Source organism: Myxococcus sp. CA056, from assembly GCF_013336715.1.
Lineage (GTDB): Bacteria > Myxococcota > Myxococcia > Myxococcales > Myxococcaceae > Myxococcus > Myxococcus llanfairpwllgwyngyllgogerychwyrndrobwllllantysiliogogogochensis.
In genome coordinates, this window is sequence record NZ_JABUMT010000010.1 from 172492 (window position 1) to 196270 (window position 23779).

Consider the following 23779-nt stretch of genomic DNA (forward strand, 5'->3'; position numbering starts at 1 on the left):
TGAATCGCGAGGCCCCTTGTGTTGTGAATCCGTCAAACCCGCACCGGCGCGCTCACGGGGAGCGCGGCATCAGTGCACGGCGGGTACGGATGCGGCCACTTCCGGCTGAAGGGTGATGGCCTGCGCGTCCGGATCCAACCGGACCTGCACGGGCACGCCCTGGTAGCGGTACTGGGCCAGGGAATCCGCCGCCCCGTCGAGGAGGAGCTGGTAGCGCTCCTCGAGCTCCACGGCGATCAGCAGCATCGTCTCGCCCGCGTCCGCCACACCCGGGCGGTACACCTGGCACCGCTGGAACCGCGCCCAGCGACCGTTCTCCATCTTCACCAGCTCGCCGTCGTAAGCCATGCGCGTCTCCTCCGCAGCAATGAGACGAGAAGCAATGTAGGGACGAATTAACTCGATGTCATCCCCCCACTTGAAAATTCGTTAAGCCCTATGAATTCCCGTGGGTTACACGACAGTTCCGGGGCTGGAGAGGGTGTCGCAGGCGAGGTCTGCTCAAAAATGTAAATTTGCCAGCCGGTCAATCCTGTCAAGGGAGCGAGGTGGCGCCGAGTCCGAGGCCGGGACAGGTCCCTGGGGGGCTGAAGGGGCCCCAAGGGCGGTGGCGCCTGACGGCGGGGTCTCCTAGATTCGGAGGGATGAAGTTGCCAGGGCTGTTCCGCAAAGAGCGAACCACCATCGCCGCCGCCGACGCCCAGGACCACGCCGAGAAGCTGCTGGCGGAGTCCTTGCGCCTGCTGGGACAGGTGTGCACGAAGGTCGCGGACGCCATCGAGTCGCAGCGGTTGTCGCGCCAGGGCTATGCGCACAACACGTATCTGCGGCGGACGGACCACGGGGCAGACGGGTCCGGAGACCTGGAGAAGAAGCCCCAGGAGTAGCCGCGAAGCGGGTTGCATCGCGAGGGTGGTTGGCTGTTGAAAAGTGGGGCGCCCCCTTCCGGAATGAACTCCCCGTTCCCATCTTGCCGCCCATAGAATCCCGCGGTCCGAGACGCCGCAGCTCCCCTCTGAGGCCCTGCCATGTCCCACATCCTGGTCGTCGATGACGACGCGAGTCACCGCACGCTCATCTGCGATGCCCTCGAGGAGATGGGTTACCGAACCGTTCAGGCCGCCAACGGCCGCGAAGCGCTGGACCATCTGGAGGGCGACATGCCCGCCGCCGTGTTGCTCGACCTGCGCATGCCGGTGATGAGCGGATGGGGACTCCTGGACGCGCTGAAGAAGATGCCGCGTGCCCGGGGGCTGCCCATCATCATCATCTCCGGCTACGGCTTCGAGTGGGAGGCGGAGCTGGTGGGCGCGGCCGGCTACATCTCCAAGCCCGTGGACCTGGACAAGGTGCGGATGACGGTGCAGCAGATTGTCGGCCCGCCGGAGATGGCCTTCGTCCACTGAGGATTCCGTGCCCGGCGCGCCGGGTGGGGATTGTCGCCGGGGGCCGGGCTCGGGTGTGATGGCGTCACTTCATGACGCCCTCCCCTTCCGATGACCTCGCCGTCGACGCGCGCGGGCTGATCAAGCGCTTTGGTGGCTTCACCGCGCTCAACGGCCTGGACCTCCAGATACCCAAGGGGGCCTTCTATGCGTACCTGGGCCCCAACGGCGCCGGGAAGTCCACCAGCATCGCGCTCCTGACAGGCGTGTACGGCCCCGACGCGGGCTCCATCCGCATGCTCGGCGTGGACGCGGTGCAAAAGCCCATGGAGGTGAAGCGCCGCGTGGGCGTGGTGCCGGAGGAGCTGAGCCTCTTCGAGCGGCTCACCGGCAGGCAGTACCTCACCTTCTGCGCGCGCATGTACGGCCTGGACGGCGACGAGGCCGGGGCGCGGGCCACGGAGCTCCTGGAGCTGACGGAGCTGACGTACAAGGCGGGCTCGCTCGTCTCCGAGTACTCCAAGGGCATGCGGCGGCGGCTCGCCATCGCCGCGGCGTTGATCCACGCACCGGAGCTGGTGTTGCTGGACGAACCCTTCGAGGGCATCGACGTGCTGGCGGCGGGCGTCATCCGCGAACTCTTGCGCGAGCTGAGCCGGCGCGGCGTCACGCTGCTGCTCACCACGCATGTGCTGGAGATCGCGGACCGGCTGGCCACCCACGCGGGCATCATCCAGGCCGGACGCATGCTGGACCAGGGACCGGTGTCCTCCCTGCTCCAGCGCTACGACTGTTCTTCGCTGGAGGCGGTGTTCGAGAAGCTCATCGCCGTGCCGTCGTCGCGCAACGCGCGGCTGTCGTTCTACGGCGAGGCCCCCGCTCCCGTCGTCCCGCTGCGGGAGCCGGCATGAGCCGCCCCGCCGTTCCCGGTTTCTTCCGGCACCTGTGGCTGTTGTGGGGGCTGCGCTTCAACATCGGGTTGAACCAGGGGCCGGGCAAGAGCCGCCTGCTCGCGGTGGGCTCGTTCGTCGCGTCGAGCGCGCCGGGCCTGTTCTTCGGCCTGTTCTTCTTCGCACTGATGCGGCTCAAGCCCGTCGTGGAGAGCGACGTCTGGCCCTACTTCATCCTCAACCTGCTGTGCTTCGTCACCTTCTCCGTGTGGGTGACCTGGCCGCTGTTGTCCGCTGGCGTGGATGACCACTCGGAGCTGAGCCGGTACGCGGCCTTCCCCATCTCCCCGTTCCGACTGCTCATCGCCTCCACGGTGGCCAGCCTCTTCGAGCCGCGCGCGCTGGTGTTCTACGCGCCGCTCACGGGCGCCGCGCTGGGCTTCGCGTCCGTCTATCCCTTGTGGGCACCGTGGCTGGCGGTGGTGCTCTACGTGTTGTTCGCGTTCCTCTGCGCCGCGTGGAGCCGCGTGGCGCTGTACGCCGTCATCAACGTGCTGCGAGAGAAGCGCAGCGCGGAAATCATGGGCGGCGGCCTGCTGGCGTTCCTCATCGCCGCGTCGTTCATTCCGCCCATCGACACCTCGTGGCTGACGGCGGTGGGCGAGGACGGCGTGGACGCGCTGGACATGTCGCTCATCATCAACGCGGCGGTGGCGCTGGGGCGCGTGCCTCCGGGCTTCTTCGGAGACGGCCTGGGACAGCTCGCCTGGTTCCGCCCGCGCGTGGCGATGGCGGAGGCGTTGGGCCTGCTGTTCTTCGCGGCCGTGGGCATGGCGGTGGCATACGCGCTGCTGATGCGCTTCCACCGGCAGTCGGGACGCGCGGGGCCGCAGATGAAGGACGCGAAGGACAGCAACCCGTTCGAGCGCACGCGCACGCGCTTCTCCACGCTGGTGACGCGCGAGGCGCTGGACTTGTGGCGCAACCCGCGCGCGCGCCTGCTCGCGTCGGTGCCCTTCATCCTGGCCATCCTCCTGAAGCTCCTGTCCGGGCGGGACTTGTTCGTCTTCCTGCTGGGTCGCTCCGCGGACGCGTGGCTGATGGGCGGCCTGTGCATCTACGGCGCGGTGGTGATTGCGTCGACGTTCTCCCAGAACACCTTCGCCTATGACGGCCAGGGCTTCGCGGCGTTCCTCGCGGCGCCGTTGGACCTGGCGGACGTGCTGCGCGCGAAGAATCAGGTGCAGGCGGCGGCGGCGCTCGGCATGGCGCTGATGGTGGCCGTCTTCTACCGGGTGTACTTCGGCTTCGGGACGGCGGTGGACATCGCGTGCGCCCTGGCCGCGGTGCTGGGCGTCGTGCCGGTGCTGATGGCCGCCGGCAACTTCCTCTCGCTCTACTTCCCGGTGAAGTTCCACGCGAGCCTCAAGCGGCGCGACAAGGTGCCGCTGACGGCGTCCATGCTGGGCATCGTCGCGGCGAGCGTCGGCTGCATGCCCTTTGGCTGGGCGTTGAAGCTGGCGGGGAAGGACGGCCCTTCCTGGCAGTCCGCGGCGATGATTGCCCTGTGCGCGGGCCTCAACCTGGTCATCTACCGGGGCTCGCTGCCCCTGGCGCTGCGCCTGCTGGACCGGCGCCGCGAAGTCATCCTCCAGGCGGTGACGCGCGAATAGCGAAAAGGGCCGTGGCCGCCTGGAAAGGCGAACCACGGCCCCTGGGTGTCTCGAGCGAAGCGCGGCTCAGTACGCCACGCCGTGCTTGGCGGCCTGGGCCTTGACGCCCTTCATCACGTTGGCGTCGAAGGCGTCCTCCTTCTCCGGACGGTTCTTCGCGAGCCACGCCTCGCGCTCGGCGGCGAGCTTGGACGCCTGCGTCTCCAGGTCCTTCTTCTCGTCGGCGAGCTGCTTCACCTTCTTCGCCCGCCCCTCCACGCTCAGGCCCTTCAGCTCCGAGGGCAGTTCGTCGTCACGCACGCTCGCCAGCGCCGCGGGCGCGGAGACCAGGTCCACCGCTCCGCCCACGGCCTTGGGCGCGCTGCTCGGCGCGGGCGCACCAGGCGAGCCGCTGCCGCTCGTCTTGCGCATGTAGCTGATGCGCTCGGCCGCGGCCTCCGGAGCCAGCTCCGCCATGGCCTCGGCGCGGGCCTTGTTCGCCGTCTGCACCTCCGCCTTGCCCGTGTAGAGCGTCTTCGACGCCAGCGCCGAGTTCACCTTCGCCAGCTCCGCGTCATACGGCGTCGCCACCGCCACCATGCCGCCCGACTGGTCGATGGAGTCGAACGTGCCGTCCGTCAGCTTCGCCACGTACTTCCACGCCGTCTGCGTCTCCTCGTCCGAGCCGCAACGCACGGTGTTCACCACGATGTGCTGCTCGCGGGCGCGCTTGGCCCAGTGCTTGAAGTCCCAGTCGTCGTTGTGCTTCGCCGGAGGCGCGTCGCCCACCAGGAAGATGGCCTTCATCACCGACCGGTCCTGGTTCCACGACAGCTTCGACACCGCCTCGCCCAGACCCCGGCCCACGTGCTCGGGCGTGTCGCCTCCGCCGCCCGCCTCGAAGCGCCGCAGGTTCGCGAACACCGTGTCCAGGTCGTCGCTCAGGTCGAACCGCTTCGTCACATAGTCGTCCCCCACGTCGCGGTACGCCACCAGGCCGACCTTCAGGTGCGGCGTGGGCCGGCCCTGCGCGATGCGAGACGCGATGGAGTAGATTTTCGCCTTCGCGCCCTCCAGCAGGCCGCTCATCGAGCCCGTGGTGTCGAGCACGAAGACCACCTCGATTTCAGGGCGGGGCGCCTTCACCTTCGCGTCCTGGGGCGGCGCCTCCTGGATGGGCTTCACCGCCGGGGGCTGCTCCTGGGAAGGCTTCACCGCTGGGGGCGCCTTGGGAGCCACGGCGCCAGGCCGCACGGGGACGGCGGACTCGGCCAGGGCGGGGGCAGCGGACAAACTGGTGGCGAGCGCGGCCGACAGCACGGCCCGCGACAGGGACTTGAGGTCCATGAAGTACTCCGGGAATGGAAGGGGTCTGTTCGTCTCAGTGAACGAACCACCCCGCCCGAAGTTCTACGTCCCCGACACGAGTCCTCCGGTCCCCACACCTCGCCCCAAGGAATGTCCGGCCCCAGCGAGGGTTGGACGTCGTCACTTTCCCCACGAAGCCCCTCACGTCTTTTCCAGAGCGCACGGCCGGTGTCGCTCCGCGCACGCTGGCCTTCCAGCCGGCTTGCCCGACGGAGACGGGGGTTTCATGCTGCGACGACCCCGGGAGACCCACGACCATGATGCCCGTCATCCGCCGAAGCCTCTTCATCCTCGGCTGCCTGTTCGCCGCCTCCTGCAACAGCAACTCGCCTTACTACCGGGTCCAAATCACCGCGCCTGAAGCGGTCAGCCTCATGCCAGGTGAGTCCGCGCAGTTCGACCTGACGCTGGACCGCGTGGGAGACCAGCCCGGAGAGCTCCGGGTGAATCTGGAGTCCCAACCCGACGGCATCACCCTCACGCCCGAGGTCGTGCTCCCCGAGGGCGAGACGACCATCACCACGCCCGTCACCGTCGCCGTCGCCCAGGACATCCAGGTCACCGGCACCCAGCGGATGCTGCTGCTGGCGACGGACAGCGTGAAGGACTTCGCGTCGGGCGCCACGTTCTACGTCGTCGTCCTTCCGCCGACCGTGGCGCAGCCAGATTTCTCCATCACCCTGGAGCCCCGGCAGATCACCGTGCTCGCGGGCGCGAACGAGTTCGTCGGAGTCACGGTGAACCGGATTGCCCCGTTCGCCGGTCCGGTGACGCTCACCGTCGAGTCGCCCACCCGGAGAATCTCCGCCCAGCCCGTGGTCGTCGCCGCGGACCAGACCACCGTCAACTTCCTCATCTACACGCAGAGCAGCCTCACGCGACTCCCCGTACCCATCACCGTCATCGCCACCAGCGAGGACGGACGCCAGGCCAAGACGGGCCTCACGCTCAACATCCGCTAGTCGGGACGACACGCCCGCCCCTCGAAACGCACGAGGGCCGGGGAGCAGGGGCCTCTCAGCCCTCGCCACCCGGCCCAGATTCGTACGCTCAGGCCATGTCGAACAGCAGGGCCTCCACCGGCGCCTCGGCGGTGAGCACCAGCTTGTCCTCGGCCGACACCGCCACCCCGTCGCCCGCCTTCACCTTCACCCCGTTGAGGGTGCCCGAACCCCGCGCCACCTGCAGCCACGCGTGCCGTCCCGGAGCGAGCGCGTACTCCGCCTTCTCACCCGCGCCCAGCAGCGTGCCGTGCAGCACCAGGTCCTGGTGCACCGTCAGCGAGCCCTCCCGCCCATCCGGCGACGCCACCACCCGGAAGCGGCCCTGGCGCTCCTTCACGTCGAACGCCTTCTGCTCGTAACCCGGCTTCAGGCCCTTCTCGCTCGGGACGACCCAGATCTGCAGCATGTGCAGCGGCTCCGAGAAGTTGTTCATCTCGCTGTGCACCACGCCCGTCCCCGCGCTCATCCGCTGCACCTCGCCGGGCTTGATGACCGCCTCGGTCCCCATGCTGTCGCGGTGCTCCACCTGGCCGCCCAGCACGTAGGTGATGATCTCCATGTCCCGGTGCGGGTGCATCCCGAACCCGCGGTTGGGCGCCACCGTGTCCTCGTTGATGACCCTCAGCGTCCTGTACCCCATGAAGTCCGGGTCGTAGTAGTCCGCGAAGGAGAACGTGTGGTGCGTGTCCAACCAGCCGTGGTTGGCATGGCCTCTTTCCTCTGCATTTCGAACGAAGATCATCGCCTGCCTCCCTTTCCTTTAAAACTGCAACTCAGATGCATCAACCCCACCCCGCGTTGCGGGGCGCGACAGGAGCCCGCCACCCACGAGGCCCGAAGCACCGACCACCAACCCGCCCGCCACGGACCTTCGGGTGAGCGGGCGTCCCGCCGTCGGCTTCTTCACGCCGCCTTCTCCGCCGCCACCGCCACCGCCTGCACGTCCAGGGTGATATCCACACGCTCACCCACCAGCAGCCCGCCTGCCTCCAGCGCCTGGTTCCATGAGAGGCCGAAGTCCTTGCGGTCGATGCTGGTGCTCGCCTGGAAGGCCAGTCGCTCGTTGCCCCACGGGTCCTTCACCTTCCCGAGCAGCTCCGTCTCCAGCACCACTTCGCGCGTGACGTCGCGAATCGTCAGGTCACCCACCACGCGGTAGTGGCCCTTGCCCGCGTCCTGCACGCGCTTGCTGCGGAAGATGAGCTTGGGGAAGGCCGCCGCGTCGAAGAAGTCCGGCGAGCGCAGGTGGTTGTCACGCTGCTCCACGCCCGTGTCGATGCTCGACACGTCAATCTTCACCTCGGCCGAGCCCTGCGCCAGGTCATCCCCATTCACCTCCACCTTGCCCTCGAACCGCGTGAAGCGGCCGTGCACCTTCGCCACCACCATGTGGCGAACCATGAAACCCACCGTCGTGTGCGTCGTATCCAGCTGCCAGGTCTTGATGGCCATGTTCGTTTCTCCTGTGCTTACCGCGTCTGGCCACCCATAGAGCAACAGCCGGGCCACACCCCAACCCACTGGAATTACTTAAGAACGCCTCGGGAACGCCCACCATCCATATCAATTTGATACAATCACCCTCTCAAGAAGAGAGCGCCCCCGGAAGGATGGAAACCAGGGAGCCTCCGAGGGCCCGCGTACGCGCCGGGCGGGAGCAGTCAGTCGGTGCACGGCACGGGCGTCGAGGGCTACTTTGAGAGACGCCATGACCACCTCACCGATACGCCGACAAGCCGCGCTGGACGCCCTGGCGCTCGATGACGAGGCCCTGCTGAAGGCGTGCGAGGTGGACTACTTCATCGCCTCCGGTCCGGGCGGCCAGCACCGCAACACCACCGCCAGCGGCGTGCGCCTCACCCACGGCGCCACGGAGCTCTCCGTCACCGCCACCGAGCGCCGCAGCCAGACTCAGAACAAGGGCGTCGCGTTGGACCGACTCCGAGAGGGCCTGCGCGCCCTCACCTTCGTGCCCAAGGTCCGCAGGGCCACGCGCCCCACCGCGGGCGCCAAGCGCCGACGCCTGGAAGGCAAGAAGCGCACGTCGGAGAAGAAGACGCTGCGGGGCAAGTCGGACTGGTGAAACCAGCCCCGCACCCCTGAAGGCGCTGCTACGCAAACGATTGCGGACTCGCAAACTTTGCATAGCCGCACACCTCCCAGGCGTACAGGCGCACTGGCAATTTTTCGAGGCGGTCCTCGGGGCGAGCGCGCGGCGCACCCGGGCATATGGCGTGCAGAGAGGTGGCGAAGCTGACCCGGATTGGGTCGGTTCACCCCCGGTGGGAGCACCCCATGACTCCTCGGCCCCCTTCTTCCACGCTGTGGCGCGCGCTCGTCGCCATGTCCTTGCTGGTGGCACTGCCCGCCTCGGCGACGGACCTCGTCACCTTCAGTCGCGGCGCGCTCATCATTCCCGAGCAGGCCACCTTCCAGCGGGGCTGCGGCTCGCTGTCCGCGTACGGACTGGTGTGGCGCATCCTCCAGTCGAACCAGCCAGGAGGCGCCAACGCCAGCCACCCGGTGACGGTGTATCTGGCCATCAATGATTTGAAGGCGTCGCCCAACCGGTGCGTGCCCACCAACCGCCACACACCGCCGGCGCCCGTCAACGACACGCGGTGGAACGACGGCTGCGACTTCACCATCACCAACACCGCGGAGCAGCCCGTGGTGCCGGTGAACTACGGCAGCGCGCTCCCCGCCACCGGCATCTATCCGTACGGCGCCATCGAGAACTTCACCACCACGGCCGCCAACGCCCGCCCGTTCTTCACCGCCGCGACGCTGAACAACACCGTCACCGGCCCGCGCTTCAGCACGGTGCGGTACATGGGCGGCGCCTTCATCATCGACGCGGCGGATGCCAAGTACGTCATCGACTTCATCCGCGACGGCACCGGCGACCTGTCCCCGGAGAAGTTCCGCACCGCGTGCGCGAACGACTGCGCCACCTTCAAGAACAACAGCGGCTGCCACCACGTGCGCATGCACCAGGCCACCATCGAGTTCACCGCGCCAGTGGCCCGCCGCATCAACCGCGTCCCGCCCAGAATCGCCCTGCTGGACTTGTCCGACGGCAAGAACAGCAACGGAGACCCCCTGGTGAAGGGCGGCATGTTGGACGACTACCTGCGCAACGCGGGCCTGGACTTCCCGGGAGCCGGTGGTTGCCCCGAGGGGACGACGTCGGGCTGCACGCTCAACAACAAGAAGCCCGGCCTCATCTACGACGCGCTCCACGCCAACGTGGACCTCATCTCCACGGCCACCTTCACCAAGGGGCTGCTCAACGCGGTGGACCCCGTCACCCAGAAGCCTCGCTACAAGGTGTTCTGGGCGCCCCACTGGGAAATCGGAAACGAAGCCCGCAATGAGTACGTGGCCAACGGCGACGGCGCGACGACGCAGCGCGAGAACGCCCTCAACAACATCGCGCACTTCACCAACCAGCGCGGCAACGGCCTGTTCGCCGAGTGCGCGAGCATCTGGTCCTACGAGACGACGAGGCGCCCGGACAACACGCCGGTGCTCAGCTCCCGGTTCCAGGGGGCGAGCAACTTCCAGTACAACAAGCTCAGCGATGGCGATGACTGGGACGGGCGCAACTGCACGGACCCGGACTACATGGCCCAGCCGCTGGCCAACCGGCAGGAATGCATCCTCTACCCCAACGCCGGAGACCCGTTCTCCCAGATGGGAGACTTCCGCTTCAACAGCGTGGTGGGCCACACGGAGAACTACCGCGTGACTTACAAGGACGGGGTGCGCCGTCTGGCGGTGAGCTGGTACGGCCACAAGGACGAGCACGTCTTCGACAACGCCGCCCAGGTCGCGGAGGACAACCGGCGCGGGCACGACTTCTTCAGCTTCAACCAGAAGGACAATGACCCGAAGAAGGCGACCATCGTCTATCTCGCGGGCCACGACTTCAAGTCGAGCGTCCCCGGCACGCGCATCGTGCTCAACACGCTGCTCAACCTCGGCTCCGAGCCCCTGAGCAGCGAGCGCGCCCTCTCCGCGCCCGTCGCCTTCGACGACACCAACGGCAGCGACTCCGACGGGTCTCGCGCCCTGGTGTTCGCGGCCACCTACGACGCGGTGTCGGGTTATCCGCCCGGCGTGGACACGTACGTGCACGCCCAGGGTTCGCAGTGGGTGTTCCCATACTTCCCGGGCCACCTGCGCGCCCACTCGCTCATCGGCGGCGACGCGCTCGCCACGGGCGAGAGCAACCTGGACTCCTCCACCCTGTGGGACGCGGACACCGCGCTGCCCCGCCCCGGCGAGCGCAACCTCTTCACCTACTTCGGTGGACAGGTGCGGACCAATCCCTCGCTGGGCGCTGGCCTGCGCGCTCCGCGCGGGGTGCTCCAGGTGGGCTGGAAGCCGCAAAACGTGGACGGCACCGACATCAACGCCAACTACGGCACCGCCCCCAACTCGGGCTGCGTGGACGTGCTGAAGCTGGGCGAGGCCCAGAACCCCGACGGCACGTCGCGCTTCGACTTCATCACCACCCCGACGGGCGATGGCGTGTGCGACTTGCAGCAGGCGGTGCAGTACTCCCCGCAGCTGCCGGGCACCGACTTCGGGCAGAGCACGGAGGCCGTCAACAAGGCGAAGCACACCGCGGACTTCGACGCGGTGGCGCAGCTGCTCCAGCGCGTGCGCGGCTTCTGCATCGCCACCAGCTCGGGGAACGACGCCTCGGGCACGCCCATCCTCGAGCCCTCCGACAGCCAGTGCAACAACGACGAGGCGGACAACCGCGCGCACCTGGGCGGCTTCGTCCACTCCGCGCCCGCGGTGGTGAAGGCCAGCGCGAACATCCCGGACCAGGGCGCGCCCCGCCCCACCGTGGCGTACGCGGCGGGCCTGGACGGCCAGCTCCACGCCTTCTACGTGTCGGGCGGCGCTGGCTACGACGGCCCGGCGGAGACGCTGTCCTTCCCGAACGTCAGCCCCGCGGCCTCCGCCTTCCCGAAGAACTGGAGCCAGAGCTTCCTCGGCGGCGCGACGCCGGCTCGGGGCACGGAGCTGTGGAGCTTCCTGCCGGCCACGCAGATTCCGTGGCTGCGCAGCAACAACGCGCGCGTCAACAGCGCGCCGGTGGTGATGGACGTCTTCGCGGACTTCGTGGGCAGCGGCAAGCGCGAGTGGCACACGGTGCTCGTGGCCAACGTGGGCAACCCGGGCCGGGACTTGTTCGCCATGGACATCACGAACCCGTTGCGCCCGGTGCTGCTGTGGCACCTGGTGGGCAGCCACGCGCAGACGGGCGCCGTCCCGGCGTTCGCGCCGGTGGAGCTGGCGGACCGCGACACGGGCGGCACGCAGTGGGCGGTGAAGTGGAAGGAGAAGGACGCGCGCTTCCTCATGGCGCCCCAGGCGGACCCGGGCCGTGAGCCCTCCGGCCTCTACAACTACGGGGGCCTGGGCGGCACGCGCGGTCTGTCCGTGGGCGTGGTGCGCCAGGGCCTGGAGCCCGTCTATGCCGTGTTCGTCGCCTCCAGCAGCTCGGGCGCCTCCGGCGCGCCCGCGTTCGGCATGGAGGTCTTCGCCATCGACGCCGCCACCGGCCAGAAGCTGTGGCAGTGGGAGCAGGACTACACGCAGAGCTGGGTGGACAACACCTCGCCCACCGCGCCCACCGTGCTGACGGACACAGGCGGCGCCTCGCGCCTGTACGTGGGCGACATGGAGGGACGGCTGTGGGAGCTGGACGGCGCCACCGGGCAGAACTCCAACGTGCTGCGCCTGGGCCCCTCGTGCTCGGAGACATCGCCGTGCAAGTACTCCGCGCTGGACACCGACTCCACCGACACCGAGCGCCGGCCCATCACCACCAACGTGGCGCTGGCGCGGCTGCCGCAGGACATCACCACCGGCACCGCCCTGAAGGGCTACGAGGGTGAGCTCATCGCCATGGTGGGCACGGGCGGCGTGGACTGGGTGCAGCCGGGTGCCGCGGGCCAGGTGCACCTGGCGATGCTGGACCGCAAGCGGCGGCTGCCCATGGGCGTGGACGGCTTCAAGCTGAACAACGCCCCGATTACGGCCTCGAGCGCGCACACCCTGGCCGAGAACCAGGGCGTGCTCCAGGAGCCCGCCCCCTTCCCCCTGTCCTTCGCGGGTCCCCGACACATCTACGGCAACATCACCGTTGCGGGACGCACCGCGTACTTCAGCACGGCCAACGGGAAGCTGGGCGACCTGATGGCGCTCGACGGGATGATGTCCGGCAACACCTGGAAGCTGGATTTGGGCAACACCGCCACCTCGGCCAGCGCCGCGGCCACGAACCTGTCCGGCCTGAACCTGGCCAACTTCGGAGGCGTCACGGTGTACCACCGCGAGAACGGCGCCTCGTCGCAAGACTACGTGGTGGGGCTGGAGGTCAGCCGCATCACCAACACGCGCATCGACAACTCCGGCGCCAAGGGCCCCTCCAGCCCGAACGAGGAACTGCGCGTCAATGGCCAGGGTGGCTTCATCTTCCGGCTGCTCAACTGGAGCCAGAGGTTCTTCGAATGAACTCACATCCTCGCGCCCCTCGGGGCTCCAGTCTCATCGAAGTGCTCATCGCGATGATGGTGTTGGCGCTCGCCGCCACCGGCGCGGTGGGCGGAATGGTGTTCGCCTCGCGCGACGTGCACGACGGGCAGTTGCTCCAGGTGAAGCGACACCTGCTCGAGGCGAGCACGCAGCGGCTGTGGCTGGCCGCCAAGGGCCCGCTGCTCGCGCAGGCGGTGGCGCGTCCCACGCTGGCCCCCACCAAGATTGCTCCCGGCACCGCGCCGTGGCGGGCGGACCCGAGCGTGCCCGTGGCCGGTGACCCCAGCTCCGGGGCGTACTTCAAGCTGTCCGCCACCGGCCAGGTGGAGCCGCTCGCGGGCATCCCCGCCAACACGGCGTGCAACGACGCCTCGCTGCCGGACGGCACGTACTGCCGGGAGATTCTCGTGACGACCGGCCTGCCGCTCGACGTGCCCACCGCGGCCTCCGCGCTCCTTCCCGCGGGCTCGCGGCCCGTGACGGTCTGGACCCGCGTCGTGCGCAAGGGCGACACCGCGGAGCGCGCCCAGTTCCACAACGAGGTGTTCGTCCAATGAGAGCCCGGCGAGGAATGACCCTGCTGGAGACGATGGTCGCCCTGGCCCTCACGGCCATCATCATCGCGGCCGCGGCGGCGCTGATGATGGCGGGCAGCCGCATCGTCCACAACACGGAGCACACGGCCGACAGCCATGACGCCTCCCGGTTCGCGGGCGAGGCCATCATGAGCATGGTGCGCCAGGCCGGCGCGGGCGCGCCCGGCGGCATCTGGGTGCGGCAGGCCGGTGTGCCCGTGCGTGTCAGCGCCATCTTCGGCCGCGACGGCACCACCGGCCTGGGCACCACTCCCAACACGCCCACCGCCAACGGCAGCGACGACTTGTGGCTGGTGGTGCCGGACCGCGACTACCTGGGCGAGCCCTGCGTCACGCCCGGCGCCGCGGTCTCCGTGGTGCGCCCCGGCACAGGCGCGCTCCAGGTGACGTGCACGCAGAGCCTCAAGCCGACCTCGCTCCACCTGGTCAGCAACATGACGAGCGCCGCGCTCATCTCCAACATCGTCGTCACCCCGCCGTCTCCAGGCGTGCCGGGCCAGGTGAACTACGCCGAGGCGGGGACGGTGGGCTTCTCCAACGCGCCGGAGAAGGGCGGCTACCAGAGCGGGGACCTCGTCTATCCGGTGCGGCTGGTGCACTTCTTCATCGGCCCCCACCCCACGTCGGGACGGCCGTCGCTCTTGCGCACGGAAGGCAGGCTGGTGGCGGATGCGCTGGGCAGGCCCTTCTCGGAGCCGGCGGCGACCCCGCCCTTCGTCGTGCAGGAGAACGTGGAGGACCTGCAGGTGGCCTTCGGCTTCGACGCCTCGGGCCAGGAGGACCCGTCCCAGTACACGTGGCGGCACGGGCTGGGCTCCGGCTTCGAGCCGGGCCTGCGCACGGTGCGCGTCAGCGTGGTGGCCACCGGCCGCAACCCGCGCCGCAACACGCAGAGCACCGCGGTGCTGGCGGACGACAAGCCCATCACCACGGAGAACCACGTGCCGCCGGCCGCCGTCGCCGCGGATGGCTTCTACCGCAGCCTCTACACCCGCCGTCTGGAGCTGCCCAACCTGGCGGCCGCCAACCTGTGAGCGCCATGAGCCCCAAGTCGCGCAAGCCCTTCCACCGCGCCGCTCGCGGCGCCACGTTGATTGTCGTGGTCATGCTCGTCACCGTGCTGCTGGGCCTGGTCGCCAGCCTCATGGTGTACGCGGGCGGTGAGCGCGTGCGCGCCGTCGCCAGCAGCCGCACCGGCCAGCGGCAGAGCTGCGCGGAGAGCGGTCTCCAGCTCGCGCGCAGCTACTACGGGCGCAACTACTCGAACTGGAACACCTATCTCGCCGCGCCGACCATCCACGACCCGGTGCGCTCCACGTTCAACCCGACGCCCGCGGACCCGTTCTCCACCGCGCTGCGCACCGCGAAGCGCGCCCTCTTCGCCGACGTGGACGGTGACGGCGAGGACGACGTGTACCTCTACATCCGCGACAACGAGGACGAGTTCGACCCCGTCGCCCCCAACTGGCGGCGCGACAATGACCAGGTGGTCGTCGTTGGCGCGGTGTGCATCTCCAAGACGCTGCGCCCCCGCCGCAGCGACGGGACGCAGAGCCCCACCACCCTCGCGCTCGAGGGACTGCTCAGCTACAACGGCGGAGGCGGCGCCAACACGTCCCAGGGCACCACGGGAACGGGCTCCGGCAACCACAACTGACGCGGCCCTGACTTCCGCCGACCTCGACGCCGCGCCTCACGAAGGACACCTGGAATGCCCACCCTCGAAGACGCGATTGCCCTCGCCGTGGAGGCGCACCGCGGCCAGCGGGACAAGGCGGGCCAGCCCTACATCCTGCACCCGCTGCGGCTGATGATGCGGCTGGAGACGGAGGAGGAGCGCACCGTCGCAATCCTTCACGACGTGGTGGAGGACACGCCCTGGACGCTGGAGCGGCTGCGGGAGCAGGGATATCCGGAGCAAGTGCTGCGCGCGCTGGAGGGCCTCACGCGGCGGGAGCACGAGACGTACGAGGCCTTCATCGAGCGCCTGCGTCCGGACGCGCTGGCGCGGCGGGTGAAGCTCGCGGACCTGGAAGACAACATGGACGTGCGCCGGCTCACCGCGGTGACGGCCAAGGACACGGAGCGGCTGGCCCGCTACCGCGCCGCCTGGGCCCGGCTCAAGGAGCTCTGAGACACGACGGCCCGGAGCGCCACATGGGCACTCCGGGCCGCTGTGCGAGTCCCGCACCCGCCGAGGAAAGCGGGTGCCGGTCTCTGTCTTCCGGGACTACGCCTTCGCGAGCTGGCGCAGCACGTACTGGAGGATGCCGCCGTGCCGGTAGTAGTCGAGCTCGTTCGGCGTGTCGATGCGGCACACCGCGGTGAACTCCTTGGTGCCGCCCTCACCCGTGGCCTTCACGGTGAGCTTCTTCTGCGGCGCCAAATCCTGCGCGATGCCCGTGATTTCGAACGTCTCGTGGCCGGTGAGGCCGAGCGACTGCGCGTCCTGGCCCGCCTCGAACTGCAGGGGCAGCACGCCCATGCCCACGAGGTTGGAGCGGTGGATGCGCTCGAAGCTCTTGGCGATGACGGCCTTCACGCCGAGCAACTGCGTGCCCTTGGCCGCCCAGTCACGGCTGGAGCCCGTGCCGTACTCGGCGCCGGCCAGCACCACCAGCGCGGTGTTGTCCGCCTGGTACTTCATGGAGGCGTCGTAGATGCTCATCCGCTCGCGGGTGGGGATGTGCACGGTGACGCCACCCTCCACGCCGGGCACGAGCAGGTTCTTCAGGCGGATGTTGGCGAAGGTGCCGCGCACCATCACCTCGTGGTTGCCGCGACGCGCGCCGTAGGAGTTGAAGTCCTTGGGCTCCACGCCCTCCGCCATCAGGTACTTGGCCGCCGGGCTCGTCTTGGCGATGTTGCCTGCGGGCGAGATGTGGTCCGTCGTCACGGAGTCACCCAGGAGCGCCAGCACGCGCGCGCCCTTGATGTCCTGCGTGGCCTTGGGCTCCTTCGGGAGGTTCTCGAAGAAGGGCGGCTTGCGCACGTAGGTGGACTTGATGTCCCACTGGAACGTGGAGCCCTTGCCCACGGGCAGCTGCTGCCAGAGCGCGTCGCCGTCCATGGCGTTGGCGTACTGGCTGCGGAACTGCTCGGGCTTCACCGACGCGCGGATGACCGTCTTGATTTCCTCGTTGGTGGGCCAGATGTCCTTGAGGAACACGGGGCGGCCATTGGGGTCCAGGCCCAGCGGCTCCTTGTCCATGTCCAGCCCCACCTCGCCGGCGAGCGCGTAGGCCACCACCAGCGGAGGGCTGGCCAGGTAGTTCATGCGCACGTGCGGGTTGATGCGGCCCTCGAAGTTGCGGTTGCCGGAGAGCACCGCGGCGACGACGAGGTCTCCCTCGACGACGGCGTTGGCGACGGGCTCCGTCAGCGGACCGGAGTTGCCGATGCACGTGGTGCAGCCGTAGCCCACCACGTGGAAGCCGACGGCCTCCAGGTAGGGCAACAGGCCCGAGTCACGCAGGTACTCGGTGACGACGCGGCTGCCAGGCGCCAGGCTCGTCTTCACCCAGGGCTTGGGGTTGAGGCCCTTCTCCACGGCCTTCTTCGCGAGCAGGCCCGCGCCCACCAGCACCGCCGGGTTGGACGTGTTGGTGCAGGACGTAATCGACGCAATCACCACCGCGCCGTGGCCCAGTTGGTAGCTCTCCCGGCCCTGCTTCACGGTGACGGTCTGCGCCAGCCGCTCAGGAGGGACCTGGGCCGCGGGGGCCTTGGCCTTGCCGCCACCCTCGTCGTCCTCGCCCTTGCTCTTGCCGGCCGCGAGCATCTCCACGAGCGACTTCTCGTAGCCGGACTTCATGTCCGTCAGCGGGACGCGGTCCTGCGGACGCTTGGGGCCCGCGAGGCTGGGGACCACCGTGGCCAGGTCCAGCTCCAGCGTGTCGGTGAAGAGCGGCTCCGGCGCGTCATCCTTGCGCCACAGGCCCTGCTCCTTGGCGTAGGACTCCGTGAGGGCGACGACGGCGTCGGGACGGCCGGTGAAGCGCAGGTAGTTGAGGCTCTCCTCGTCCACGGGGAAGAAGCCGATGGTCGCCCCGTACTCGGGCGCCATGTTCGCGATGGTGGCGCGGTCCGGGAGGGACAGGCCCTTGAGGCCGGTGCCGAAGAACTCCACGAACTTGCCGACCACGCCCTTCTTGCGAAGCATCTGCGTGACGGTGAGCACCAGGTCCGTCGCGGTGGCGCCCGCGGGCAGCGCGCCGGTGAGCTTGAAGCCCACCACCTGGGGGATGAGCATCGTAATCGGCTGGCCGAGCAGCGCGGCCTCCGCCTCGATGCCGCCCACGCCCCAGCCCACCACGCCCAGGCCGTTGATCATCGTCGTGTGGCTGTCGGTGCCCACCAGCGTGTCCGGGTACACCGTGGTGCCCTGACGGAACGTCACCTGCGCCAGGAACTCCAGATTCACCTGGTGGCAGATGCCGATGTCCGGCGGGACGACGCCAAAGCCCTTGAACGCGCTCTGTCCCCAGCGCAGGAAGGCGTAGCGCTCGCGGTTGCGCTCGAACTCCAGCTCCGCGTTCTCCTTGAAGGCCGCCGTCGTGGCGAAGGAGTCGATCTGCACCGAGTGGTCGATGACCAGGTCGGCGGGGTTGCGCGGATTGATTTTGGCGGGGTCGCCACCCATGGTGGCCAGGGCCTCGCGCATCGCCGCCATGTCCACCACGGCGGGCACGCCGGTGAAGTCCTGGAGGAGCACGCGCGCGGGGTGGAAGGAAATCTCCACGTCCGGGGTGGCCTTGGGGTCCCACGCCAGCATCTTCTCGACGTGCTCACGCTTGACGACGCGGCCATCCTCGTTGCGCAGCAGGTTCTCCAGCAGCACCTTCAACGAGAAGGGAAGGCGATCCACCGAGGGATGTGCCTTGGCCAGCTTGCTCAGGCTGAAGTAGTCATAGGTGGCCGAGCCCACCTGGAGCTTGGACTTCGTGCCGAAACTGTCGGTCATGTGCGGTGCCCTTCCGTGCGCAGGATGTGGGGACTTCTAGGATCGCCTTTGACGCGTTGCAAAGGGTTCCTGCACGCGCATCCGGCGATGGACTGTTGACCCAGCAAGAGTCCAGCCCCGCTCATCGGAACCATGCGTCCCCCTGGGGAATGTCGTCTGAGACACCCTGTCCGTAACGGCGCGGCGGGCCGGGGACAAGACCGCGTCCCTCAGAACACCTTGCGCAGGCTGTACAGGGCGCGCTCCAGCAGCTTGCGCCAGAGGGGCCGGCGGCGGAATTCCGCCAGCGTCACCTCGCGGCAATCACCGCAGTCCGCTCGGAAGGAGTCCTCCAGTTCCTGGCCCAGCTTGGGGTCGGCGAACACGGCGTTCACCTCGTGGTTGAAGGCCAGGCTCAGCCGCTCCAGGTTGAAGGAGCCGATGGTGCCCCAGGCCCCGTCCACCACGGCCGTCTTCGCGTGGAGCACACCGCGCTGCCACTCGAAGATGCGCACCCCCGCCCCCAGGAGCTTCTCGTAGAAGGCCCGGGTGACGAACTCCAGCAGGGGGTGGTCGCTGCGGGCGTTGAGGAGCAGGCTCACCTCCACGCCCCGCCGGGCCGCGTCGCGCAGGGCGGCGACGAGCTTGCGGTCCGGCACGAAGTACGCCGCGGCGATGAGCACGCTGCGCCGGGAGCGCTGGATGGCGTGCAGATAGGCGCGGTGGATGCTCCGCCGGCTGGACAGCACCGCCAGCCCCGTGGCGCCTCGCGGGGACGCGGCCCGACGCCGGCGCAGGCGGTGCTGCAGCCCGGACGCCCAGCGGTGGATGCGGTTCTGGAACATCATCCGCCAGGTGGCCAGGAAGCGCCGCTCCAGGGCGTGCACCGCGGGGCCCTCGATTCGCAGCACGTCGTCGCGCCACCCGGCGCCCTCCCCTTCCGGGGCCCAGTGCGCGGAGATGTTCACCCCGCCGGTGAAGGCGACCTCGCCGTCCACGACGAGGATTTTGCGGTGGTCCCGGCGCAGCAGGTGTCGCCAGCCGTGCGACAGGTTGAAGGGCTTGAAGGGGCGGATGTCCACGCCGCGCTGGCGCAGCTCCTCGAAGTAGCCCTTCCGGCTCGTCCAGGAGCCCACCGCGTCGTAGAGCACCTTCACGTGCACGCCGCGCTCGGCGGCCTCCGCGAGCGCCGTGCCGAACAGCTCACCGACGGCGTCGGTGATGAACATGTACGTCTCCAGGCGGATATAGCGCCGGGCCCGCCGGATGGCCTCCAGCATCGCCGGATACGCCTCCACGCCGTCGCGCAGGAGCACGCACGCGTTGCCCCGAGTCACCGCGTGGCCGCGCGGCAGGTAGTAGCGCGCCAGGAGCAGGCCGGAGACACCGGGGCTCCAGACGGGCGCTCGCTCTGGCAGGGGGCTCTGGGCACAGCCGGGCTTGGGAAGCGCCTCTCCCGACACTCCCGTCCTCTCGCTCATCACCTCCAGGTCGCGCATGGTCCTCACGGTGAGGACGGCGCCACGGAGCGGCAACCCGAAGGGCCGCCTGAACGGCCCTCCAGGGTGATGCACCGTCCGGTGCGGGACGGTGCAAGCTCGCGAAAGCTGGGGGGCGGCTACAGCCCGTACTCTCCGCGCTTGTTCTCGGCGCGGGTGGCACACGGCTGGTCAAACTCCGGGAAGTACTGCTTCACGTGGTCCAGGGTGGCGGAAGCGGCCTTGTAGTTGCCCTGGTTGTAGTAGCCCTCCACCTCCAGCAGCAGCTTGGCGCAGGTCCGGTCCAGCTCCTGCTGCGCCACCTTCATGCGCTCCTGGGCCTCGTAGTAGAGGTCCGGCTTGGGCTCCGGGTGGGCCTCCAGCATCAGCCACGCCTCGCGGAAGGACTTCCACGCCTCGTAGCGGTTGCGGGCGCCAATGTCCGGCGTGTCGTTGTTCTTCCGGCCGCGCTTGTAGGACTCGGTGGCCTGACGCAGCAGCTCCTCGGGCAGCAGGTCCGGCAACAGCGCGCGCTCGACCCACACGTTCCAGATACGCCAGGGGTCCTCGCCCGGCGGATTCTTGGTGTTGTCGAAGACGATGCGGTTGGGCTCGCCCTTCTTCAGGTGCTGGGACGGAATCATCAGCTCCAGCGAGCGGTCCTGGCTGGCCAGCGTGTCCGGGGGCACCTTGCCCACGTCCACGCCGTTGACGCTGACCATCACCTCGTCCTTGGAGATGCCCTGCGACTGGTAGTGGAGGATGACCACGGCCTTGGTGGCGGCGGTGTACTCCCACTCGAAAATCTTCATGTCCGCCCGGGCCCAGGTCACGTCGGGCCCCAGGCCGAACGAGTCGCGGATGGGCTGCTGGGTGAGCACCGAGGGCTCCTCGCCCACCGGTCCCGTGTCCGCGCCGCTGAGCACCAGCCAGTACAACAGGCCGAAGAGTCCCAGCACCACGGTGACAGCGCCGCCCACCAGGCCGCCGCGCACCATGTTGCTCGCGTCCGCCCAGAACAGCTTCGCGCTCGCCACCAGGCCCGGAGACTCACGGCGGATGCGGGCGCGCTCGGCGGCGGACAGGCCGCTGCCCGCACCGGCATTGGAGGACGGCCGCGCGCGCACGGGCGCGGAGGAGGTCGCCGGAGGACGGCGAGGCACGGGGGCCGACGAGGGTGCCTTCTCGATGGCCGCGGGCTCCGACGACGCGGCCAGCGCCGCGCGTGCGCCACTCTGCCCCGCGGGCCGCAGCGCTCGCAGGTTGTTGCGCGTGGCGCCCTGGCGCATCTCCTCCAGGGCCTCCTCGTCCGCGCCCTCGGGAGCCAGGGCCACGCCCTTGTTGCGCTGACGCTTCAGCGCGTCCACGGAGACGATGCGGGTGCTGTTCGCGCCGTCCTCCGCCCCGGCGGGCACTTCCTCCTCGCCGGTGGAGGGCTCATCCGTCATCAGGGCGAAGACGAACGTCACCGGCCCCAGGGTCAGCTTGTCGCCGTCCTCCAGGGCCTGCGTCTGCACCGCAGTGCCGTTGAGCAAGGTGCCGTTGGCGCTGCCCTGGTCCTCGACGCTGTAGGCGTCGCCGTCGAGGAACAGGCGGCAATGTTTGCGGGACACGCCCGGGTCGTACAGCACGACGTCACATTCGGACGTACGACCGATGAGCACGGAGTCCTGGTCGAAGACGAACTCCTTGCCGGCGTCTTTTCCCTCGGAGATCGTCAGCTGGAAAGGCATGGGGGCCCTACAATCCTATCGAGGCACGCGCCGCTCGGGCAACGGCCGCTCGCGCGGAGACCGGTTCCATCACCTCCGCCTCGCCGCCAAACGACAGCACCCACTGCGTGAGCCAGCGCTCGCTGTCACCGGCCACGAGGACTTCCACGCCCCCATCGGCCAGCGGGCGAGCGTCCTGGCCGAAGCGCTCCTTCACATAGGGCGCCGCCACGGGCGAGAACCGCACGCGCACGGACGCCTCGGAGCTGCTCCGGGCCGGGTTGGGAACGTCCGCCCGGGCGTCGGGCGGGGGGAGAAATGGCGTTTCGGTAACGGTGAGGTCTTCCATCCGGTCCAGCCGGAACAGGCGAGCGTCCTGCCGGGTGTGGCAGAAGCCCTGGAGATACCACTGTCCCCGGTGGCTGAGCAGCTCATACGGACGCACCCGGCGCGGCTCGGCGGCCCGGCCCGGGCTGGCATAGCCGAACGTGACTTCTCGTCTTTCGAGAATGGCGCGGGTGAGCGGCCCCAGCGCCTGGGGCGCCTCCGTGGAGGCGTCAATCTTCCGGTACATCTCCCGGTAGCGCTCACGCACCTGGGGTGGGAGCACATGCTCCAGCTTCTGGAGGGCGCTCTGGAGCGCGTCGCCGGAGGCCGGGCGCAACAGCTCCGCCGAGGCGGCCAGCGCGGCGGCCTCTCCCGCGGTCAGCCGGGGCGGCGCGAACAGGCGCTGGTCCAGGTCCACGTAGACGCGGTCATTGTCCACGTAGATGTCGATGTAGTCGTCCGGGTTGAAGGGTGGCCGGCCCACGCACGTGAGCAGGTCCAGCTCCTCCAGCAGGTCCTCGCGGCTGATGTTGAGGGCTCGCGCGAGCGCCTCCACCGTGACGCCGGGGTGCTTGGACACATACGGGACGAGGAACAGCAGGCGGCGGAGCCGCTCGTGGACGTTGCTCATGCGCTCACCTTGTCTTCCAGCGCGTCCGCGTGACGGTTGGCGACGCGCGCGGCCATCTCCCGCAGCCGCGACCGGGCACTCTCCGGCCCCTCCACGACACAGTCCGCCCCCAGCGAGAGGCAGAAGCGCGTGAGCCCATCCAGGAAGCTCACCTTCAGCCGCGCGAGCGTGACACCGCCCTCCGCCACCGGCTCCAGCACCGCGCCCGGGAACAGGCCCGAGGCGCGCGACGCCAGCGCACCCGACAGCCGCAGCACGACCTCCAGCGGCTCGTGGAAGCGGTGCTGCCACGGGAAGTACGCCACGTGGTTGTCGAGCGAGAAGTCCTCCGGCACCTGGAAGTCCGGCGTGCGAGGACGGGCGGTGTTCGCCTTCAGCTCGCGCACGCGGTGGACATGGAACGTGCGCAGGCCGCCGCGCAGGTGGCAGTGGCCCACGAGCGTCCAGACGCCCCGCCGCAACGCGAGCCCGTAGGGGTCCACCTTGCGCTGCGTGGTGCCCGGGTGCTTGGGGCTGGCGTAGGACATCTCCACCCACTTGCGCGAGGCGCAGGCGTCCCAGAGCTGCTCGAGGCGGGCGGAGACCTCCTTCTCCTGTCCCGCCTGGGTGGCGCCCAGCTCCATGCGGACCCTGGGCGTGGGCAGCGACTCGCCCGCGAAGAAGCCAATCTTGCGCAGCGCGTGCGCCAGGTCATCCCTGCCGGGGAAGACGCCGGACGCGAGCGCCGCGGAGCCGGCGGCGTAGAGCACGGCCAGCTCCTCCTTCGTCAGGTCCGCCTCCGGCAGGTAGTAGGCGTCACGGTCCACGATGTAGCCATCGCGGCGCTCGTCATCGCCCTGGACGTAGGTGAGCGGAAAGCCCAGTTCCACCAGCTCCGCCTTGTCGCGCTCGAACTTGCGCTCGGCGGCGTCGTCCGAACCTCCGTAGTCAGCGGGGAAGTGCTCGCGCAGCTCCGCCCATGAGATGGGCTCGCGGGCGTCGAGCAAGAGGGCTACGAGGTCGAGGATGCGTTCGGTGCGGTCCATTCGGGAAGATCGGCGACGATGCCGGGCGGACCCCGGGGGGTCAAGGAAGGGGTACGTGACAGTGGGAAACAGCGGCCCGGTCGGCGAGGGGGGCAGGCAGTTAGCTGGCCTTGACTGAACAGGCAAGCAGGTATTCATCTGTGTGATATTTGTCATTCGGGTAGGAACCCGAAGACCTCCCAAGGAGGGCTCGCACTACGGGCGCGACTTG

The 23779-nt window shown here is 69.1% G+C and carries 20 protein-coding genes; 11 read left to right on the forward strand and 9 right to left on the reverse strand.

Annotated elements, in window-relative coordinates; all coding sequences use genetic code 11:
• Window positions 1–69: 69 nt before the first annotated feature.
• Window positions 70–348: a hypothetical protein gene (locus HUA76_RS31685; RefSeq protein WP_141642683.1), complete on the reverse strand. Its 279-nt coding sequence runs from the start codon at window positions 346–348 to the stop codon at window positions 70–72.
• Window positions 349–644: 296 nt separating this feature from the next.
• Here HUA76_RS31685 and HUA76_RS31690 point away from each other — a divergent pair, with 296 nt between their 5' ends.
• The 4 genes from HUA76_RS31690 (at window position 645) to HUA76_RS31705 (ending at window position 3948) form a co-directional block, all read left to right on the forward strand.
• A complete protein-coding gene (locus HUA76_RS31690; RefSeq protein ID WP_141642684.1) occupies window positions 645–887 on the forward strand; it encodes a hypothetical protein in 243 nt (80 codons plus the stop codon).
• A 141-nt stretch (window positions 888–1028) separates the two neighbouring features.
• Window positions 1029–1406, forward strand: coding sequence for a response regulator (locus HUA76_RS31695; RefSeq protein ID WP_141642685.1), 378 nt, complete (start codon window positions 1029–1031; stop codon window positions 1404–1406).
• Window positions 1407–1477: 71 nt separating this feature from the next.
• Window positions 1478–2296: an ABC transporter ATP-binding protein gene (locus HUA76_RS31700; protein ID WP_141642686.1), complete on the forward strand. Its 819-nt coding sequence runs from the start codon at window positions 1478–1480 to the stop codon at window positions 2294–2296.
• On the forward strand, window positions 2293–3948 hold the full coding sequence (locus HUA76_RS31705) for a hypothetical protein (protein ID WP_174454767.1): 1656 nt from the start codon (window positions 2293–2295) through the stop codon (window positions 3946–3948). The genes HUA76_RS31700 and HUA76_RS31705 overlap by 4 nt, the downstream gene beginning before the upstream one ends.
• Window positions 3949–4014: 66 nt before the next feature.
• Here HUA76_RS31705 and HUA76_RS31710 read toward each other — a convergent pair whose 3' ends face one another.
• Window positions 4015–5274: a VWA domain-containing protein gene (locus HUA76_RS31710; protein WP_174462928.1), complete on the reverse strand. Its 1260-nt coding sequence runs from the start codon at window positions 5272–5274 to the stop codon at window positions 4015–4017.
• 278 nt (window positions 5275–5552) lie between these two features.
• Here HUA76_RS31710 and HUA76_RS31715 point away from each other — a divergent pair, with 278 nt between their 5' ends.
• A complete protein-coding gene (locus HUA76_RS31715; RefSeq protein ID WP_174466611.1) occupies window positions 5553–6257 on the forward strand; it encodes a hypothetical protein in 705 nt (234 codons plus the stop codon).
• An 88-nt stretch (window positions 6258–6345) separates the two neighbouring features.
• Here HUA76_RS31715 and HUA76_RS31720 read toward each other — a convergent pair whose 3' ends face one another.
• Together HUA76_RS31720 and HUA76_RS31725 are read right to left on the reverse strand one after the other, a co-directional pair.
• Window positions 6346–7041, reverse strand: a complete 696-nt coding sequence (locus tag HUA76_RS31720) for a pirin family protein (protein ID WP_174454765.1) — start codon at window positions 7039–7041, stop codon at window positions 6346–6348.
• A gap of 161 nt (window positions 7042–7202) precedes the next feature.
• A complete protein-coding gene (locus tag HUA76_RS31725; RefSeq protein ID WP_141642690.1) occupies window positions 7203–7751 on the reverse strand; it encodes a YceI family protein in 549 nt (182 codons plus the stop codon).
• A gap of 256 nt (window positions 7752–8007) precedes the next feature.
• Here HUA76_RS31725 and HUA76_RS31730 point away from each other — a divergent pair, with 256 nt between their 5' ends.
• From HUA76_RS31730 to HUA76_RS31755, 6 genes are all read left to right on the forward strand, one after another.
• Window positions 8008–8382 (forward strand): peptide chain release factor-like protein, encoded by a 375-nt coding sequence (locus HUA76_RS31730; RefSeq protein ID WP_141642691.1) that lies wholly within the window; start codon window positions 8008–8010, stop codon window positions 8380–8382.
• A gap of 212 nt (window positions 8383–8594) precedes the next feature.
• A complete protein-coding gene (locus HUA76_RS31735) occupies window positions 8595–12836 on the forward strand; it encodes a hypothetical protein (protein ID WP_174454764.1) in 4242 nt (1413 codons plus the stop codon).
• Window positions 12833–13414, forward strand: a complete 582-nt coding sequence (locus HUA76_RS31740; protein ID WP_174454763.1) for a type II secretion system protein J — start codon at window positions 12833–12835, stop codon at window positions 13412–13414. The genes HUA76_RS31735 and HUA76_RS31740 overlap by 4 nt, the downstream gene beginning before the upstream one ends.
• Complete coding sequence (locus tag HUA76_RS31745) at window positions 13411–14487, forward strand: PilW family protein (protein ID WP_141642694.1); 1077 nt, start codon at window positions 13411–13413, stop codon at window positions 14485–14487. The genes HUA76_RS31740 and HUA76_RS31745 overlap by 4 nt, the downstream gene beginning before the upstream one ends.
• 5 nt (window positions 14488–14492) lie before the next feature.
• Window positions 14493–15110 (forward strand): hypothetical protein, encoded by a 618-nt coding sequence (locus HUA76_RS31750; protein ID WP_174454761.1) that lies wholly within the window; start codon window positions 14493–14495, stop codon window positions 15108–15110.
• A gap of 54 nt (window positions 15111–15164) precedes the next feature.
• Complete coding sequence (locus tag HUA76_RS31755; RefSeq protein WP_174462929.1) at window positions 15165–15587, forward strand: HD domain-containing protein; 423 nt, start codon at window positions 15165–15167, stop codon at window positions 15585–15587.
• A 96-nt stretch (window positions 15588–15683) separates the two neighbouring features.
• On the opposite strand, the gene acnA is transcribed toward HUA76_RS31755, so the two are convergent.
• The 5 genes from acnA to HUA76_RS31780 form a co-directional block, all read right to left on the reverse strand.
• A complete protein-coding gene (gene acnA, locus HUA76_RS31760) occupies window positions 15684–18416 on the reverse strand; it encodes an aconitate hydratase AcnA (RefSeq protein ID WP_141642697.1) in 2733 nt (910 codons plus the stop codon).
• Between the two features lie 209 nt (window positions 18417–18625).
• Window positions 18626–19894 (reverse strand): phosphatidylserine/phosphatidylglycerophosphate/cardiolipin synthase family protein, encoded by a 1269-nt coding sequence (locus tag HUA76_RS31765; RefSeq protein ID WP_174462930.1) that lies wholly within the window; start codon window positions 19892–19894, stop codon window positions 18626–18628.
• 119 nt (window positions 19895–20013) lie between these two features.
• Entirely contained in the window at window positions 20014–21606 is a 1593-nt protein-coding gene (locus HUA76_RS31770) for an FHA domain-containing protein (RefSeq protein ID WP_141642698.1), read from the reverse strand.
• A 7-nt stretch (window positions 21607–21613) separates the two neighbouring features.
• Window positions 21614–22543: a WYL domain-containing protein gene (locus tag HUA76_RS31775; RefSeq protein WP_174462931.1), complete on the reverse strand. Its 930-nt coding sequence runs from the start codon at window positions 22541–22543 to the stop codon at window positions 21614–21616.
• On the reverse strand, window positions 22540–23568 hold the full coding sequence (locus tag HUA76_RS31780) for a YafY family protein (RefSeq protein WP_174454759.1): 1029 nt from the start codon (window positions 23566–23568) through the stop codon (window positions 22540–22542). The genes HUA76_RS31775 and HUA76_RS31780 overlap by 4 nt, the downstream gene beginning before the upstream one ends.
• Between the last annotated feature and the right edge of the window lie 211 nt (window positions 23569–23779).

Excerpts from the sequence above, each read along its gene's own strand:
- HUA76_RS31710 (WP_174462928.1), bottom strand. The coding sequence starts at position 5,274 with ATGGACCTCAAGTCCCTGTCGCGGGCCGTGCTGTCGGCCGCGCTCGCC.
- HUA76_RS31695 (WP_141642685.1), top strand. The coding sequence starts at position 1,029 with ATGTCCCACATCCTGGTCGTCGATGACGACGCGAGTCACCGCACGCTC.
- HUA76_RS31715 (WP_174466611.1), top strand. The coding sequence starts at position 5,553 with ATGATGCCCGTCATCCGCCGAAGCCTCTTCATCCTCGGCTGCCTGTTC.
- HUA76_RS31770 (WP_141642698.1), bottom strand. The coding sequence starts at position 21,606 with ATGCCTTTCCAGCTGACGATCTCCGAGGGAAAAGACGCCGGCAAGGAG.
- HUA76_RS31755 (WP_174462929.1), top strand. The coding sequence starts at position 15,165 with ATGCCCACCCTCGAAGACGCGATTGCCCTCGCCGTGGAGGCGCACCGC.
- HUA76_RS31735 (WP_174454764.1), top strand. The coding sequence starts at position 8,595 with ATGACTCCTCGGCCCCCTTCTTCCACGCTGTGGCGCGCGCTCGTCGCC.
- HUA76_RS31750 (WP_174454761.1), top strand. The coding sequence starts at position 14,493 with ATGAGCCCCAAGTCGCGCAAGCCCTTCCACCGCGCCGCTCGCGGCGCC.
- HUA76_RS31765 (WP_174462930.1), bottom strand. The coding sequence starts at position 19,894 with ATGCGCGACCTGGAGGTGATGAGCGAGAGGACGGGAGTGTCGGGAGAG.
- HUA76_RS31780 (WP_174454759.1), bottom strand. The coding sequence starts at position 23,568 with ATGGACCGCACCGAACGCATCCTCGACCTCGTAGCCCTCTTGCTCGAC.
- HUA76_RS31730 (WP_141642691.1), top strand. The coding sequence starts at position 8,008 with ATGACCACCTCACCGATACGCCGACAAGCCGCGCTGGACGCCCTGGCG.
- HUA76_RS31700 (WP_141642686.1), top strand. The coding sequence starts at position 1,478 with ATGACGCCCTCCCCTTCCGATGACCTCGCCGTCGACGCGCGCGGGCTG.
- HUA76_RS31725 (WP_141642690.1), bottom strand. The coding sequence starts at position 7,751 with ATGGCCATCAAGACCTGGCAGCTGGATACGACGCACACGACGGTGGGT.
- HUA76_RS31685 (WP_141642683.1), bottom strand. The coding sequence starts at position 348 with ATGGCTTACGACGGCGAGCTGGTGAAGATGGAGAACGGTCGCTGGGCG.
- HUA76_RS31745 (WP_141642694.1), top strand. The coding sequence starts at position 13,411 with ATGAGAGCCCGGCGAGGAATGACCCTGCTGGAGACGATGGTCGCCCTG.
- HUA76_RS31705 (WP_174454767.1), top strand. The coding sequence starts at position 2,293 with ATGAGCCGCCCCGCCGTTCCCGGTTTCTTCCGGCACCTGTGGCTGTTG.
- HUA76_RS31775 (WP_174462931.1), bottom strand. The coding sequence starts at position 22,543 with ATGAGCAACGTCCACGAGCGGCTCCGCCGCCTGCTGTTCCTCGTCCCG.
- HUA76_RS31690 (WP_141642684.1), top strand. The coding sequence starts at position 645 with ATGAAGTTGCCAGGGCTGTTCCGCAAAGAGCGAACCACCATCGCCGCC.
- HUA76_RS31720 (WP_174454765.1), bottom strand. The coding sequence starts at position 7,041 with ATGATCTTCGTTCGAAATGCAGAGGAAAGAGGCCATGCCAACCACGGC.
- HUA76_RS31740 (WP_174454763.1), top strand. The coding sequence starts at position 12,833 with ATGAACTCACATCCTCGCGCCCCTCGGGGCTCCAGTCTCATCGAAGTG.
- acnA (WP_141642697.1), bottom strand. The coding sequence starts at position 18,416 with ATGACCGACAGTTTCGGCACGAAGTCCAAGCTCCAGGTGGGCTCGGCC.